A 14048-nucleotide genomic window follows, 5' to 3' on the forward strand; every position below is an offset into this window, starting at 1 on the left:
TCCCGCGCTCGCCCGGGGGGTCCGGCCTCTCCGCCCCCCCCCCCCCCCCACCCCCGCGCCGACCACGGCGGCGTTGACGGCCGCGATGCTCCTGGCGACCGCGTCGGCGGCCCAACGGCCTTCGGTGATCTCCTTGATCCGCGCCTTGTCCGCACCGGGGAACGCCTTGCGGTCGATCTTCGCGGCGTGCAGCACGGCGATCAGCACCGCGGAGCGCTCGTCCGGTTCGGCCCCGGTCAGCACGTCGCCGATCCGCTGCCTGATCTCACGCTCGATCCGTGGGTCGCGCTCCGGGTAGCGCGTGCTGGGGAAGAGGCCCAGGACCTTGTGCCGCCGCTCGTCGAGCACGCCCCGCTCGGCCAGGCCGGACAGCAGCCGCTTGCGCACCCCGGAGGAGTACAGCTTGCGCACCCACCAGTCGGCCTTGCGCCGCCTGGTCTCGGCGGCGATCAGGGCCAGCGTCGCGTCGAGTTCCCGCTCGCCGAGCGGTGTGGGGTCCAGGACGGTGACCTTCCTGTCCGCGAGGTCGATGCGGCCGTTGACGGCCAGTTCCGCCAGGAGGGAACCGCCGAGGGCCGCGTCGAGCTCGATCGAGCTGGTCAGGAGTCTGCCCTCCGCCTCGTCGTAGGCGAGCAGCAGGATCTCCTCAGCGATGGTCGTCATGCCCGAAACCCTATGTCGCGTACGTTCCACCGACGCGGGGCCGTACCGGGTGGTGTGGGGTGATCTGGGACAATGCTTGGCTTATGAGCGTTTCCGAGGAACTGCACGTCATCGGCCGCCCTCTCGTGGACGTCCAGCTCGCCCATCCGACGGTGGTGGGGATCGGCAGGGGAGACCTGCCCGAGCCGGTGTTCCGGTCGTGGCTCGAACAGGACTACCTGTTCCTGCTCGACTACGTGCGGGTCTTCTCCCGGCTGGCCTGGCAGGCCCCCGACGACCACCTGGGCGTCCTGGTCGACCTGGCCCACGCCACCCTCCACGAGGAGCTCGACCTGCACCGCTCGTTGTCGGCGGGCTTCGGCGCCGACCTGGGCGGGGTGCGGAAGGGGCCCGCCTGCTCGGCCTACACCGCGTTCCTGCTGGAGTCGGCCGCCGACTACGCCGACGGGCTGGCCGCGCTCTACCCCTGCATGTGGGGCTACTCGACACTCGGGCGGGCGCTGGTCGCCGAGGCCCCCGCCGAGTCCCGCTACCGGCCCTGGATCGACACCTACGCCGACCCCGGCTTCGCCGAACTCGCCGGGCGCGTCGCCACGATGATCGACGAGGCCGTCACCGACTCCGCCAGGGCGGCGCGGTTCTTCACCGAGGGCATGCGCCACGAGATCGCCTTCTGGGACGTGCCGTAGTTGTGTCCCTTTGCGCCGCCTGCGGCGTCGCGGGTTCGGGTGCCCTGAGTCGGTGTCTTCCCTCGTCGTTCGTCCGCTGCGCTCCCTCACTCCTCAGTCCAGACACCGACGCGCCCAAGCCGAAACTCTTCATTGCTGGCGTCGCTAACCCTGAACCAAAACGCTTCACCGCCGACGGGTTCTAGTCTGTGGGGTATGCCAGAGCTTCCCGAGGTGGAGTCGCTCGCCGAGTTCCTGCGCGGGCACGCGGTCGGCAGGAAGATCGGGACCGTCGAGGTCTTCGGCTTCCAGGCCCTCAAGACCGTCGATCCCCCCGTCACCGCCCTGGCCGGGCGCACGGTGACCGCCGTGGCCAGACACGGCAAGTTCATCGACCTCGACTGTGACGGTCTCCACCTCGTCACGCATCTGGCCCGCGCGGGCTGGCTGCGATGGCAGGACGACCTCTCCCGGGCGAAGGCGGTCAGGCCGGGCAAGGGCCCTCTGGCGCTGCGGGTACGGCTGGCGCCGTACGAACCGGGGGAGCCGGAGCCGGGCTTCGAGCTGACCGAGGCCGGCACGCAGAAGCGGCTGGCCGTCTACGTCGTGCGCGACCCCGGCGAGGTGCCGGGGATCGCCGCGCTGGGTCCCGACCCGCTGTCCGACGGTTTCACCGCCGAGGTCCTCGGCGGCATCCTGAACGGCAGCCGCGCCCAGATCAAGGGCCTGCTCCGCGACCAGAAGGTGATCGCGGGCATCGGCAACGCCTACTCCGACGAGGTCCTGCACGCGGCGCGGACCTCTCCCTTCAAGGTCGCGGGGAGCCTGACGGAGGAGCAGGTCACCGCTCTCCACGAGGCCATCGTCACGACCCTGCGCACCGCGCTCGACCGGGCCAGGGGCCTGGCGGCCAAGGACCTCAAGGCCGAGAAGAAGTCCGGCCTGCGGGTCCACGGCAGGACCGGTGAGCCCTGTGCGGAGTGCGGCGACACGATCCGGGAGGTCTCCTTCGCCGACTCCTCCCTGCAGTACTGCCCGACCTGTCAGACGGGCGGCAAACCGCTGGCCGACCGCCGGATGTCACGCCTGCTCAAGTGATCACTGGGCCCACGGGGGCAGGATGGTCTGCCCGTTGAGGGAGGCGGTGATCCCGGCCGAGGTGCACACGGTGCCGGTCGCCCGCTCGGTCTGAGAGGCGTTGCGCAGCGCGAACGGGGTGTTCGGGGAGACGATCAGCGCGTCTCCCGCCTCGGCCACGTGCTCGATGCCGCCGAGAACGCCCACGACCCGTCCCGAGTGGACGACGAACACCTCCTCGCGGTCGACGGTGTGCTCGGGCCCCGAGGCGCCGGGATTCATGTCGAAGGCCCAGACGGCCAGCTCGGACGAGCCTCGTGAGGGTACGGCCAGCGAGCGCGTGGTGGTGTCTCCGTTGGCGAAGGCGGGGGCGTCGGCCAGGGTCGCGACGGTCATGGTTCCTCCATTGGTAAACCTCGTTGTCTTTTCTTGGATAGAAGGTAAACCAGGTTGTCTAGTTCGTCAACGGTAGCGCTATGCAGTCGAATGGTGGCCGCTTGTGGACGACTCGGGGGCTGCTGGGGCACTTTGCGCCACATCGGTCGGAGGACTTGGAACAATGGGTGCATGAGTGTTCCTGAGATCGAGGCGCAGGCCGTGCCGGATGACGCGTTCCTGCTTGACGTGCGTGAGCTTGACGAGTGGCAGGCGGGGCACGCCCCGACGGCCGTCCACATCCCGCTGGGTGAGTTGCAGGCCAGGGTTGAGGAGGTTCCACACGACGCGCCCGTCTACGTGGTGTGCAGGGTCGGCGGCCGTTCGGCGCACGCGGCGGCCTGGCTCAACCACATCGGCAGGGAGGCGATCAACGTCGGCGGTGGGATGCAGTCCTGGAGCTTCGCCGGCCGTCCCATGATCAGCGAAAGCGGCGCCGACCCGTTCGTCGCCTGACCGAGAAACAGCGAAGGCCGCGCTGAAAACCCTCCACGGCCCCTTCTCGAAAGCGCTTTCCGAACGTCACCGAGCATCCTCAGGACCTCTCAGGTGATCGTCAGCGCGACCCTCTCCCGGCGCGGGCCCGCCCCCCGCGCAACCCTTCCGCCCTCGTCCGATCGTGCCGTCGGCCGTACGGTCCTACGCTTCGGTCAACGACGACATCGCCGCCGACGGGCCGATCGGAGACCCCATGGACGCCGTGACCGTACGGGCTCACGAACTCGCGGAAGCCGGGCGGCTGCCCGCCTTCGTCTACGACCTGGCCGCGCTGGACGAGCACGCCGCGGCCATCCGGGACGCGCTGGGTGACGTCGAGCTGTACTACGCGGCCAAGGCGAACCCCGACCCCGAACTGCTGCGGGTGCTGGCCCGGCACGTGGACGGCGTCGAGGTCGCCTCGGGCGGTGAGCTGGCGCACGTGCTCGGCGTCCTCCCCGAGGTCCCGATCGCCTTCGGCGGGCCCGGCAAGACCGACGCCGAACTGGCCGCCGCCCTGGACGCCGGAGTGGCCCGGCTGCACGTTGAGGGGCCCGGCGAACTGCGCCGTCTGATCGCCACCGGCCGGGAGGCCGACATCATGCTCCGGGTCAACCTCGCCGTCTCACTCGGCGACGTGGCCTTGGCCATGGGCGGCGGCGCGACCCCCTTCGGCATGGACCCCGACGGCGTCACCGCCTGCCTGGAACTGCTCGACCGGCAGGAGGCGGTACGGCTTCGCGGTGTCCACGCCCACCTGGCCAGCGGCCTGGACGCCGACCGCATGCTCCAGGTCAACGAGCGGGTCCTCGACCACGCCCGCTCCCTGGGCGTGACCGAGATCAACCTCGGGGGCGGCATGGCCGTCTCCTACGCCGATCCCCATGACCGCTTCGACTGGGCCGCCTACGGCAAGGGCCTGGCCGGTCTGCGTCGCTCCGGTGAGACGCTCAGGATCGAGCCCGGCCGGTCGGTCTCGGTGTACTGCGGGCGGTACGTCACCCGGGTCATCGACGTCAAGCGGGTCCACGGCCGCCTGTTCGCCGTCGTCGCGGGCGGTACCCACCACATCCGCACCCCGGCGACCAAGGGACACAGCCAGCCCGTCATCCCGGGCACTCCCGGCGAACCGATCACGATCTCCGGCCAGCTGTGCACCCCCAAGGACCAACTGGCCGAGAACGTGCCGATCACCCTGGAGCCAGGGGACGTGGTGGAGTTCGCCATGGCCGGCGCCTACGCCTGGAACATCTCCCACCACGACTTCCTGATGCACCCCCATCCCGAGTTCCACTACCTCTGACCTCGGTTTCTCCGTGGGCCTTTCGAAGGCATGAGGCTCCGTGACGGGCGCGGGCCGGGGGTTTTCGGTGGTCCGCGCCCGTTCCGGGCTGCCTCAGAGCTGGGCGAAGTAGTCCAGCGGGAAGGGCGGGCGGGCCAGTGGGGCGACGGCCAGTCTCATCAGGGTGAGCGGGTTGTCGTCACCGGCGACGCGGTTGGCGTTGAGCGTGCCGCACGCCGTACAGCGGTGGATGATCGCCCACTCGCCGTCCTGGCGTGCGTGGATGGCGATCGGGGCCATGCCCGAGGCGCAGTCGGCGGCCCTGTCGCCCGGGTTGTTGTCCAGGTGCCTGGACCACAGGCAGGTGGGGCAGTGGTTGCGGTGCGCGGTTCCCGGCGCGTCGGTGGGCACGTCGAGGCGGCAGTTGACGCAACGGAAGGAGGTGATGCGGGCGCGATGGCGTGGCAATGGAGGAGCTCCAGACGAAAATGGGTGACGAGTCGGCTGACTGTGCCGTCGTGACCCACGCGGGCTCACCCCCGCCGGAGCCTCCGGTGGGGACGTCGACCCGATCGAGGGCGCGCGACGGCGTCCTCGGTGCCCGCGGGCATTAACATCCCCCCTAATCTGCTCGGAGCCAGTGAAACAACCCATCGCGCCACGAAGCAACTGGTTTAACCCGGCAACGGCGTCCCGCGAAGTCCAGAGGAGTATGCACCGTGACATCCGAGACCGACCCCAACGGGTGGAGTGCCGCGCTGACCGGGGCCTTCGAGATACTGCTCGGCGGGGAGCCGACCGTCGACCCCGCCGCCGGATACGGGGTGTACTACGCCTCGGACTCCCTCGACGAGTTCCTGTTCCCCAGTCCCTGGGCCACCCCTGAGGGGTTGTCGGGCCGGGAGCCGAGGTACCTTCCTGATTCGGACGGCGAGTATCCCTTCTCCCCCTGGACATGGCGGTTCGACCTGAGTCAGTCGCTGTTTCGCTTCGACGCCGACCTCCTGGCGGGGACGGGGCCGTGGGGTGCCGACGGGTACAAGGGCTCCCGGCCGTTCGACGACGCCTTCGTCGCCGACCTGCGGACCGTCTCGTCGATCGACGAGGCCGGTGAGGCGCTGGTGTACGGCGCGGAATTGGGACCGCTCCTGGGCCGTCACGGCGTCGACCTGACCGGCGAGGAGTCCGAGAGGCTGAACGGCTGGCTGACCGTGCTGCTGCGCGTCGCCACCGACGGCACTCTCCCCGACGCGATGAGGGCCGCCACGTTCACCGAACGCGGCCCCGAGCACCTGGTGCCGATCCACGACATGTCCGCCGAGGAGCCCTGGGAGGAGAGACTGAGCGCGGTCACGCACCCCGCGCTTCGCGACCATCTCCGTATGCTCTGTCTCTCCGAGCGTGACGCGCGCAGCAGGGGCGGCTTCTACTACGGCACCGACCACTGGCCGTGGACCGATGTCCTGGAAGCGGCCGACTGCTCCCTCGTCGCGGGCTGGGGGTTCGGTGAGTCCCAGGCCGGGGTCGCCGTCGTGCGCCTGCCGGCCGAACCAGGGGCGCGCTGAGCGCCTCAGAAGCGTGCGCGCGAACGAGGTGTTCCGGCAGATCGTCGGCTGTGCGGTACGGCCGCCGGTGAACTCCACCGGCATGCCACCCACCAGGGGGAAATAGCCGAAAGCGGGCAAAGACGCATCATGGGGGCGCGAACTGGGGTGATCCCGGTTCGGCGCGTAAGCAAACGCCGGAGCTCGGGGCGACCAGGAGGGGACGCACGAGGCCGAGACTGGTGAGCGGCACGAAGGCTGCTTGAACTGCTTCGATGTCCGGGGCATGGTGCGCGTCCACTCCGCATCGAGGTCGATCATCGGGGAATCGAGGGGCCGACAGCTCGACTCATCTGCCATGGGATCGACCATCTCTTCGGACCGCTCTACCGATCGCACATGCGGCCAGGGGTCGAGCCGACACCCGTTTCCCAGTACAAGGGCGCTGGCCGACCTTGGGCGAATCGCCAGGCAGCTGCACAGTTGGGCAAGAGGGCGTACCAGCCGTGTTCCAGAAGCCTGTCGCGCGTGTCGGACTGTCAGTACACGGACCTACGATCTTCCCCGTGCCGATATCCGCGATCCCCGCCTCCCTGTCCTACGCCGATGCCGATGCCCGCCTGGGCGGCGCGTTGTCCGCCGTGTTCGAGGGTGCGGGAGCGTCGCCCGGCTACGACGAGGTGCTGTTCTTCGACGGCGACCTCACCCTCGACGGGGATTTCCTGAACGCCGTCAACGAACTGCACGGCGGCGACGTCGAGTTGATCGTGGTCACCGGCGATCTGAAGGTCAACGGCCCGATCGCACTCTATGAGGACCGGCCCGGCCTGTACGTCGGCGGTCACACCCAGGCCGAGACCCTGGAGGGCGGCGAAGCGGAGATCTACATCCACGACGGCGCCTTCACCCACCTGGTCTACGGCTGGTACAACCACGGCTCTTTGCGGACCGGGACCGTCGACACCCCTTGGGTGATCGACTACGACCACGCCATGGACGTGTACGCCCCAGGCGGGCGCTGGGTGAACAATTACGACGATGACGAGGACGCCGACTTCGCCGTCGGGGACAGCATCGTCGAGGCGTTCGTGCCCGAGGTCGTCGACGCGGAGGACCGCTGCCTGGACGTCGACGAGTTCCTGAACCGGCTGCAAGCCGGGCTGCCGGTCCTGCGGTCCGGAGTCCAGACGACGGCCGAGTCTGCGAGTGACGGTGTTTTCGGGGCGCGCCTGGCCGAATGAAGCCATCCGGGTACGGCTACCTCTTCAAGCCGTACAGCTGCTGAGGGGCCAACCCACCGGCCAAGGGCTTCCGGCTGTTCACCGGGACGTTCACGCCGCCGTTGCCCGTGTGCAGGACCTGGCGTTCACGGCGTTCGCCGGCCAGCGCCTCAGCCCGTTCACGGGCCTGCCGTTTCTGCTGTTCGCACGAAGCGGCCCCAGATTCTCCCCGCAAGTCCCTCCGAAGGGGCCGGAGAAGCCGCCGTAGGGGGTGCCTGACGCCTGACGCGGCATTGTTTCCCGGGTAACGCGCGCCCGCGGGGATGGTCCCCACGGCAGGATTCCTCGGCACGGGCCAGCGATGTGCTCCCCGCGCACGCGGGGATGGTCCCGTGCGGGATGGTCTCTCGTCCGTCTACGTTCAGTGCTCCCCGCGCACGCGGGGATGGTCTTCGCCATCCTTCGGTCGGCTGGCTCGGCGTGCGAGGCCGGCCGTACGTTTCGGCAGGTCGTTGACCGTGCGGTACGGCTATCGCATCGAACGTGGCTGTACTCTCGCGGACGCCCGCGAACGCACCCCGTGCCGGTTCCCTCCCCAGGGGGGAAGTAGCCGGAAGTGGACTAATGGTGCATCATGGGGGCGCGAACTGGGCTGATCCCGGTTCGGTAGGTAAGTCAACGCGGGAGCTTGGGGCAACCAGGCTGAGAGGGCGACTACGGCTGTCGCCGACCGCATGAACCTGTCCGGGTAATGCCGGCGTAGGGAGCGCGTCATGACGTCTGACGTCATCAATTCCAAGCATGCCGAGGCCCCCCTCACCCTCGACCAGGCACCTCCGAAGACTCTCGGCATGCTCGACCAGGGAGCGTTCTGGGCCAACCTGGGCGTCAGCCTGCTCGGCTTCTCCTTCGCGCTCGTCCTGATCAACCCGTTGGGCGGCGACAACCCGCTCACCTTCGGCGCCGCGCTGCTGGCGGCCCTGGTCGGCAGCCTCATCGGCACCGCGATGGTCGGCCTGGCCGCGGTTCCCGGGGTGCAGACGGGGCAGCCCGCGATGGTGCTGCTGCGTGGGCTGTTCGGAGTACGGCTCTCCTACGTGCCGACCGTGCTCAACGTCGTCCAGATGATCGGCTGGGGGGCGTTCGAGCTGTGGGTCGTCGCGATGGGCGCCCAGGCGATCTTCGGGCCTTCGGTCCCCTACGCGGTCTGGGTGGTCGCAGCAGGGGCGCTGACGATGGCGCTGACCATCTACCCGTTGGGAGCCATCAGGCTGCTCAGGCGGTTCGTCACGATCGGTGTGGTCGTCTCGGTCGTCTGGTTCGCGGTGGTCTTCCTGCGTGAGACTCCCGCGCAGAGCGGCGGTTCCTGGGACGCCTTCGCCGCCGCGGTCGACTTCGTGGTCGCCCTCTCGGTCTCCTGGGTGCCGGTCGCGGCGGACTACGCCAGGCACTCACGGTCGAGCCGGGCCGCCTTCACCGGCATCGTCGGCGGTTACACCGTCGCCCAGGTCGCGTGTCTGGCCGTCGGCGTCTACGCGGTCGCGCTCGCCGGGCACGCCGTGGTCCAGGAGAACCAGACTGCGGTGTTCGGGCCGTTCGTCGCGGCCCCGCTGGGCGCGCTGTTCTTCGGCATCCTCGTGCTGCGTGAGACCGACCAGTCGTTCGCGAACGTCTACTCGACGGCGATGTCGCTGCAGAACCTGATGCCGAGGATCGACCGCCGCGTCTTCTCCGTGGCCGTCGGCGTGCTGACCACGGCCATCGCCCTGGTCGTGGACGTCAACTCCTACGGCGCCTTCCTGAGCATCATCGGCGCGGTGTTCGTGCCGATGTTCGGTGTGCTGGCGGTCGACTACTTCCTGCTCGGCAGGGGCAGGAACTGGGACATCTCAGAGAACGCGCCCTCCCGCCTGGTCATGGTCCTGCCGTGGGTGCTGGGCTTCGTCACGTGGTGGATGCTCGCGGCGCCCTCGCAGGTCTCCTGGTGGGCGGCGATCTGGGACGGTGCCAAGCGGGCGGTCGGGTTCACCCCCCAGCCCTGGATGAGCGCCGCCCTCGGCGCCTTCCTGGTCTCCGGACTGATCACCCTGGCGATCGGGGCGCCGCGCCTTCTCGCCCTGAGGCGGCGCCGCCGTACCTGATCCGCCCTTTCGTGCCCGGAGGGCCTAGAGGCGGGCGGTGCTCTCCACCCGTAGGAGTCGTTCCTTGGCGGTCGCGCCTCCGGCGTAGCCGCCGAGGACGGCCTCGCTCTCGACGACCCGGTGGCACGGCACGATCACGCAGACCGGGTTGCTGCCCAGCGCGTTGCCGACCGCGCGCAGCGCCCTCGGCCTGCCGATCCGCTCGGCGATCTCCCGGTAGGTCGTCACCGTCCCGTACGGCACGGCCAGCATCATCTGCAGCACGGTCCTGGCGAAGGAGGTCGCGAGCTGGAGGTCCACGGTGACCGTGAAGGCGCGGAGCCTGCCGGAGAAGTAGGCGTCGAGCTCTCTGCGGACCGGGTCGAGCCTGCGGGGATCGGGGCCGATGAAGGAGCCGACCTCCCTGCTGACACGTTCGAAGACGACGTTCTCGTCCTCGTAGCTGCATGCGACGACGCCCCGATGTGTCGCCGCGAGCGTCAGCCGTCCTACGGGGACCTCGATGGTGCCGAACGCGATGTCCGGGTGGGTGGCGCCCACATAGGTGGACGAGGTCACCCGCAGCAGGGCGTCGAGATCGCTGGCTGACCCGGATGCCATGGCCCCACCCTTCCGTGTCCAGGCGTGTGGTCACCGCAGCGTATCGGACGGATCGTCGCAACGAGTGTCAGCACATGCGGACGAAGTGCCAAGATCAGGCCAGTTGACGCGGCACTATGGTTCTGTGGGTGACGACAGGGCCGAAAGCGACGAGGGCGTCGGCCGCGCGATCGTCGCCAGTGCCCCGAATGCGATAGTCGTTCTGGACCGCGACCAGACGGTCCTGGCGTGGAATCCGGCCGCGGAACGTCTCTTCGGCTGGCCGGCCGGAGAGGTCCTCGGACGCAGGCCCCCGCTGGTGCCGGGGGAGCTGACGGCCGAGCACAACGCGGTGCTCGAACGGGTGCGCACCGGCGGCCAGGTCTCGCTGCGCACCAAGCGCTTCCGCAGGGACGGCAGCCTGCTCGACCTACGGCTCGACATCAGCGCGCTGCGCTCCGAGGCGGGCGCGTTGCTGGGGTACGTCAGCGTCTACCACCTGGTCCAGGACGACGAGAGCGCCCAGGAACGGGCGGTCCGCAGGGCCAGGCTCGTGCGCAGGCTCACCGACGTGGTCGCCGACATCAACGCCGAGCGGGAGCTGCCCGCCGTACTCGACCGGATCGCGGCCAGTCTCACCGAGCTGACCGGGGCCGACGCGGGCGGGTTCGTGCTCATCGAGGGCGACAGGCTCCGGCTGGTGGCCAGCCACCGGCTGCCCGAGTCGCTGCGTGACTCGACCGCGCACATGCGCACCAGCCTGGTCGGCAAGCTGCTGCGCACCGGCAGGACCGTGATGCTGGAGACGGGCGACCAGGGCCGCCTCGACGAGCTGATCTGGTCGCAGCTGCCCGGTCTGCACACGATCGCCCTCGGCCTGGCCATGGCGGGCGGCAGGCCGTACGGCGCGCTGTACGCCCTGTTCGCCAAGCACAAGGCGGGGCACGTCGAGCTGGAGCTGCTCGAACTGCTGGCCGGGCACGCGGGCATCGCCGTCGGCAACGCGATGGCCTACCAGGAGGCCGTACGGCAGCGCGCCCACCAGCGGGCGGTGTTCGACGCCAGCGCCGACGGCATCGCCGTACTCGACGGGCAGGGAAAGATCGTCCAGTGGAACCCTGCGGCGGCCGAGCTGACCGGGTTCGACGCGCTGGACGTGCTCGGGGGGCCGCCGCCGTTCGAGCTGCCGGGGCCGGGGGACAAGCTCACTCTCCAGCTTCCCTCGGGCATCTGGCTTGACGTGCTCAGCGCGGAGATCGTCGAGACGGGGGAGGTCGTGGTCGACTTCCGCGACGTCACCAGGGCCAAGGAGCTTGAGGAGGCCAAGGATCTCTTCCTGGCCACGACCAGCCACGAGCTGCGTACCCCGATCACCGTGGTGCAGGGCTTCGCCGGGACCCTCGCCGCCCGCTGGGACGGCATGACCGACGAGGAGCGCCGTTCCGCGGTGCGCATCATCGCCGAGCGGGCGCGTTCCCTCGGCAAGCTGATGGACAACCTGCTGCTCGGCTCGCGGGCGGGGGCGGGCGAACTGCCCCTGAAGATCGAGGGAATCGACCTCGGCAGACTGATCGTGGCGGCGACACTCGGTCTGCCTGATCTGTCTGATGTGCATAGGGTTGAGGTGATTGTCCAAGAAAACCTGCCCCCGGTGTCCGGGGACGCCATCGCCACCGATATCGTGCTGGGCCAGCTGTTGGAGAACGCGTTCAAATATTCACCGGACGGTGGCCTGATCAGGGTCGAGGCTTGGGCCGACGGTGACTGGGTGGTGGTGGTAGTGGACGACGAGGGTGTGGGCATAACGCCCACGAGCCGGGAGCGGATCTTCGATCGCTTCGTCCAGGGAGACACGGGAGACCGTCGCCGGTTCGGCGGGGTCGGCCTCGGGCTGTACATCGTCCGCAGTCTCGCCCGCGCCCAGGGAGGAGAGGTCTCCGCCCACTCCAGGCCGGGAGGGGGCACCCGGATGCGGCTGGCGCTTCGCATTGCCGACACGCCCAGCGCCCTTACCTGACCGACACGCCGTTCCGGTAACAAGCCGGTAACGGATGAGCTGATCTATTGTCGAATGTGTACAAGCTGTAATTGCCTCCCGGTTTCTAAGACCATCTAACGGGGCATTTCGGTCGTACTGGGGTGTGGTTCCTCAGGGGGAACAGGGATACGGGGAGGTGAGTGCGTCGAGCGTCGTTCTGTTGCCGTATGCACCGTCCAGCGTCGCTGTCGCACGCCAACGCCTCTGCTCTGACCTGCAGGAATGGGGGGTCTACGAGACCGCTATAGATGACGCGGTCCTCGTGGTCAGCGAGCTGCTGAGCAACGCGCTCAGGCATGCTCATCCGTTGCCGTCCGGTCAGATCAGAGTGGCATGGCGCTGGGCCGACGAGCACGTGGAGGTAGCGGTGAGTGACGGAGGGGCCGCCACGGAGCCGCGGGCGGGGCGTCCGACACTCTCCTCTCTGGGGGGCCGGGGGCTCGGCATCGTCGAATATCTGGCCACCAGCTGGGGGGTCAGGCACGAAGGGGAGATCACCACGGTCTGGGCGGTCGTCACCGCCGCCGACACCGTGGGTAACGAAAAGGTCTCCGTCCCCCAGCCCGCGTTGCGTGAATGCGGGTAGGGCGCGTCCCGCCTCACCGGAACAATGAGGCGGGGCACGACCGGCCATTCCTTTGCCGTCGGCGCCGACCTCGACGGCACCCGGCCCTCCTCGTCACACTCTGTGACGGCTGACGGATCACACCCCCGCGGGCACGGAGCGGTACAGCACCGCCCGCTCGGCGGCGGCCCACGCGGTCGTGACCAGTAGATAGATCCCCGCCGCGAGCGGGAGCACGGCCGCGCCCAGGACCGTCAGGAACGGCAGCAGCGGCAGCACCCGGCGCAGCACCCCGGAGCCGGGACCCTGCGGTACCGTCGCCGACCTCATTCGCCGTGAGGTGACCGCGGCGACGGCCAGCAACAGCAGGAAGAGGCAGGCGAACACCAGCGTCGGCCCGCTGATCAGCCCGAACCCGGAGACCACGCCCGCGAAGTGCTGCCCGAGCTGCACGCCGAACAGCCCGTGGGTGAGCAGCGCGTTCGCGTGGCCCGCGATCGTGGAGGAGATGAAGACCCGGTAGACGACCATGAGGACCGGCAGCTGCGCCAGCCCGGGAAGGAAGCCGCCGAACGGTGACACCCCCTCCTCGGCGTACAGGGCGGTCGTCTCCCGGTACAGCCGTGCCGGGTCCTTCGCGTGCCGTTCCCGCAGCTTGGCGAGCTTCGGCGCCAGCGCGGCCTGGGCCCGGGCACCCCTGGCCTGCATGACGCCGAACGGCAGGAGCAACAGCCTCACACAGACGGTGAAGACGACGATGGCCAGGGCGGCCGAGCCCAGCGGCTGGGCGAGGAGGGTGATGAGGTCGGCGGTGAACCCGATGACGGAGTCGAACATGAACAGAGCCCTTCTGACTGCCCTTTGACAGGGATGGAAGACAGCACAGAAGGCGCCCGCGCTTCGGGACGTCTGTTGTGTTACGCGGGCGCCGGGCCCGCTGACGGTGCTCTTGGCCGGGATCGTCCGGCCCGGTCGGGGTCACGCTGGCGGACGAACACGAGTCGTCCCGCCCTCTCCCGCGCGGAGAGGGCGAAGTGCCCGCCTGTCTTGGCGGCGGTGGGCACCCCGCGCAGGGCCCAGGCGAGCAGGAGCACGCCCAGGCCGATGACGGCGGCCGCCGTCACGGAGCCGCCGCCACCGTCGAGAAGCCAGGCGAGCAGGAGGGTCACTTGGACATCTTGCTCACGATCGTGACCGCGGCGACCACGATGAGGGCCACGACGCCGAGCACGAAGACGAACTTGAGCAGTCCGAACACGGCGGGAATGACGATCCCGAGGACCACGTAGATCGCGAGAAGGGCGCCCACGACGCCCAGGACGGTACGAACCATGCCAGCAACCGTATGTTCCACGACGG

General features: G+C 69.4%; 16 protein-coding genes and 1 riboswitch. Of the genes, 9 read left to right on the forward strand and 7 right to left on the reverse strand.

Annotated features, from left to right (window positions below; genetic code table 11):
• A partial coding sequence (locus ABZ470_RS09845) for a GPP34 family phosphoprotein (protein WP_362911061.1) occupies window positions 1-663 on the reverse strand: 663 nt, incomplete at its 3' end.
• Window positions 664-746: 83 nt separating this feature from the next.
• Here ABZ470_RS09845 and ABZ470_RS09850 point away from each other — a divergent pair.
• Complete coding sequence (locus ABZ470_RS09850) at window positions 747-1352, forward strand: TenA family protein (RefSeq protein WP_352014920.1); 606 nt, start codon at window positions 747-749, stop codon at window positions 1350-1352.
• 195 nt (window positions 1353-1547) lie between these two features.
• Window positions 1548-2429 carry a DNA-formamidopyrimidine glycosylase family protein gene (locus tag ABZ470_RS09855; RefSeq protein WP_352014919.1) on the forward strand — a complete coding sequence of 294 codons (882 nt, stop codon included), beginning with the start codon at window positions 1548-1550 and terminating at the stop codon, window positions 2427-2429.
• Here ABZ470_RS09855 and ABZ470_RS09860 read toward each other — a convergent pair whose 3' ends face one another.
• Window positions 2430-2804, reverse strand: a complete 375-nt coding sequence (locus ABZ470_RS09860) for a cupin domain-containing protein (protein WP_362911062.1) — start codon at window positions 2802-2804, stop codon at window positions 2430-2432.
• Between the two features lie 171 nt (window positions 2805-2975).
• Here ABZ470_RS09860 and ABZ470_RS09865 point away from each other — a divergent pair, with 171 nt between their 5' ends.
• Both ABZ470_RS09865 and ABZ470_RS09870 read left to right on the forward strand, forming a co-directional pair.
• Window positions 2976-3299, forward strand: a complete 324-nt coding sequence (locus tag ABZ470_RS09865) for a rhodanese-like domain-containing protein (RefSeq protein ID WP_352014917.1) — start codon at window positions 2976-2978, stop codon at window positions 3297-3299.
• A gap of 163 nt (window positions 3300-3462) precedes the next feature.
• A complete protein-coding gene (locus ABZ470_RS09870; RefSeq protein ID WP_362911063.1) occupies window positions 3463-4623 on the forward strand; it encodes an alanine racemase in 1161 nt (386 codons plus the stop codon).
• Between the two features lie 93 nt (window positions 4624-4716).
• Here ABZ470_RS09870 and ABZ470_RS09875 read toward each other — a convergent pair whose 3' ends face one another.
• The gene (locus tag ABZ470_RS09875) at window positions 4717-5070 is read right to left on the reverse strand and encodes an RNHCP domain-containing protein (protein WP_352014913.1); all 354 of its coding nucleotides are present in this window, start codon (window positions 5068-5070) and stop codon (window positions 4717-4719) included.
• A 251-nt stretch (window positions 5071-5321) separates the two neighbouring features.
• Between ABZ470_RS09875 and ABZ470_RS09880 the strand changes: the two genes are divergently transcribed.
• The 3 genes from ABZ470_RS09880 (at window position 5322) to ABZ470_RS09890 (ending at window position 9507) form a co-directional block, all read left to right on the forward strand.
• The gene (locus ABZ470_RS09880; protein WP_362911064.1) at window positions 5322-6167 is read left to right on the forward strand and encodes a hypothetical protein; all 846 of its coding nucleotides are present in this window, start codon (window positions 5322-5324) and stop codon (window positions 6165-6167) included.
• A 545-nt stretch (window positions 6168-6712) separates the two neighbouring features.
• Entirely contained in the window at window positions 6713-7387 is a 675-nt protein-coding gene (locus tag ABZ470_RS09885) for a hypothetical protein (protein WP_362911065.1), read from the forward strand.
• 649 nt (window positions 7388-8036) lie between these two features.
• A riboswitch (TPP riboswitch) is annotated at window positions 8037-8149 on the forward strand.
• A complete protein-coding gene (locus tag ABZ470_RS09890) occupies window positions 8140-9507 on the forward strand; it encodes a cytosine permease (protein WP_352014912.1) in 1368 nt (455 codons plus the stop codon). It overlaps the preceding riboswitch by 10 nt.
• A 24-nt stretch (window positions 9508-9531) precedes the next feature.
• Here the strand turns inward: ABZ470_RS09890 and ABZ470_RS09895 are convergent, their stop codons facing one another.
• Entirely contained in the window at window positions 9532-10107 is a 576-nt protein-coding gene (locus ABZ470_RS09895; RefSeq protein ID WP_352014911.1) for a methylated-DNA--[protein]-cysteine S-methyltransferase, read from the reverse strand.
• 124 nt (window positions 10108-10231) lie between these two features.
• Here ABZ470_RS09895 and ABZ470_RS09900 point away from each other — a divergent pair, with 124 nt between their 5' ends.
• Window positions 10232-12103, forward strand: a complete 1872-nt coding sequence (locus ABZ470_RS09900) for a PAS domain S-box protein (protein ID WP_352014910.1) — start codon at window positions 10232-10234, stop codon at window positions 12101-12103.
• Between the two features lie 157 nt (window positions 12104-12260).
• Window positions 12261-12710: an ATP-binding protein gene (locus tag ABZ470_RS09905; protein ID WP_362911066.1), complete on the forward strand. Its 450-nt coding sequence runs from the start codon at window positions 12261-12263 to the stop codon at window positions 12708-12710.
• A gap of 117 nt (window positions 12711-12827) precedes the next feature.
• On the opposite strand, the gene yidC is transcribed toward ABZ470_RS09905, so the two are convergent.
• The 3 genes from yidC to ABZ470_RS09920 form a co-directional block, all read right to left on the reverse strand.
• Window positions 12828-13526: a membrane protein insertase YidC gene (gene yidC, locus ABZ470_RS09910; protein WP_352014908.1), complete on the reverse strand. Its 699-nt coding sequence runs from the start codon at window positions 13524-13526 to the stop codon at window positions 12828-12830.
• Between the two features lie 80 nt (window positions 13527-13606).
• Window positions 13607-13858: a DUF6412 domain-containing protein gene (locus ABZ470_RS09915; protein WP_352014907.1), complete on the reverse strand. Its 252-nt coding sequence runs from the start codon at window positions 13856-13858 to the stop codon at window positions 13607-13609.
• Window positions 13855-14022 carry a hypothetical protein gene (locus ABZ470_RS09920; RefSeq protein WP_352014906.1) on the reverse strand — a complete coding sequence of 56 codons (168 nt, stop codon included), beginning with the start codon at window positions 14020-14022 and terminating at the stop codon, window positions 13855-13857. The genes ABZ470_RS09915 and ABZ470_RS09920 overlap by 4 nt, the downstream gene beginning before the upstream one ends.
• Between the last annotated feature and the right edge of the window lie 26 nt (window positions 14023-14048).

It is taken from the genome of Streptosporangium sp. NPDC020072 (assembly GCF_040631445.1).
Classification (GTDB): domain Bacteria; phylum Actinomycetota; class Actinomycetes; order Streptosporangiales; family Streptosporangiaceae; genus Streptosporangium.

Coding starts and splice junctions, on each gene's coding strand:
- ABZ470_RS09850 (WP_352014920.1), top strand. CDS start 747: ATGAGCGTTTCCGAGGAACTGCACGTCATCGGCCGCCCTCTCGTGGAC.
- ABZ470_RS09855 (WP_352014919.1), top strand. CDS start 1,548: ATGCCAGAGCTTCCCGAGGTGGAGTCGCTCGCCGAGTTCCTGCGCGGG.
- ABZ470_RS09860 (WP_362911062.1), bottom strand. CDS start 2,804: ATGACCGTCGCGACCCTGGCCGACGCCCCCGCCTTCGCCAACGGAGAC.
- ABZ470_RS09865 (WP_352014917.1), top strand. CDS start 2,976: ATGAGTGTTCCTGAGATCGAGGCGCAGGCCGTGCCGGATGACGCGTTC.
- ABZ470_RS09890 (WP_352014912.1), top strand. CDS start 8,140: ATGACGTCTGACGTCATCAATTCCAAGCATGCCGAGGCCCCCCTCACC.
- ABZ470_RS09895 (WP_352014911.1), bottom strand. CDS start 10,107: ATGGCATCCGGGTCAGCCAGCGATCTCGACGCCCTGCTGCGGGTGACC.
- yidC (WP_352014908.1), bottom strand. CDS start 13,526: ATGTTCGACTCCGTCATCGGGTTCACCGCCGACCTCATCACCCTCCTC.
- ABZ470_RS09920 (WP_352014906.1), bottom strand. CDS start 14,022: ATGGTTCGTACCGTCCTGGGCGTCGTGGGCGCCCTTCTCGCGATCTAC.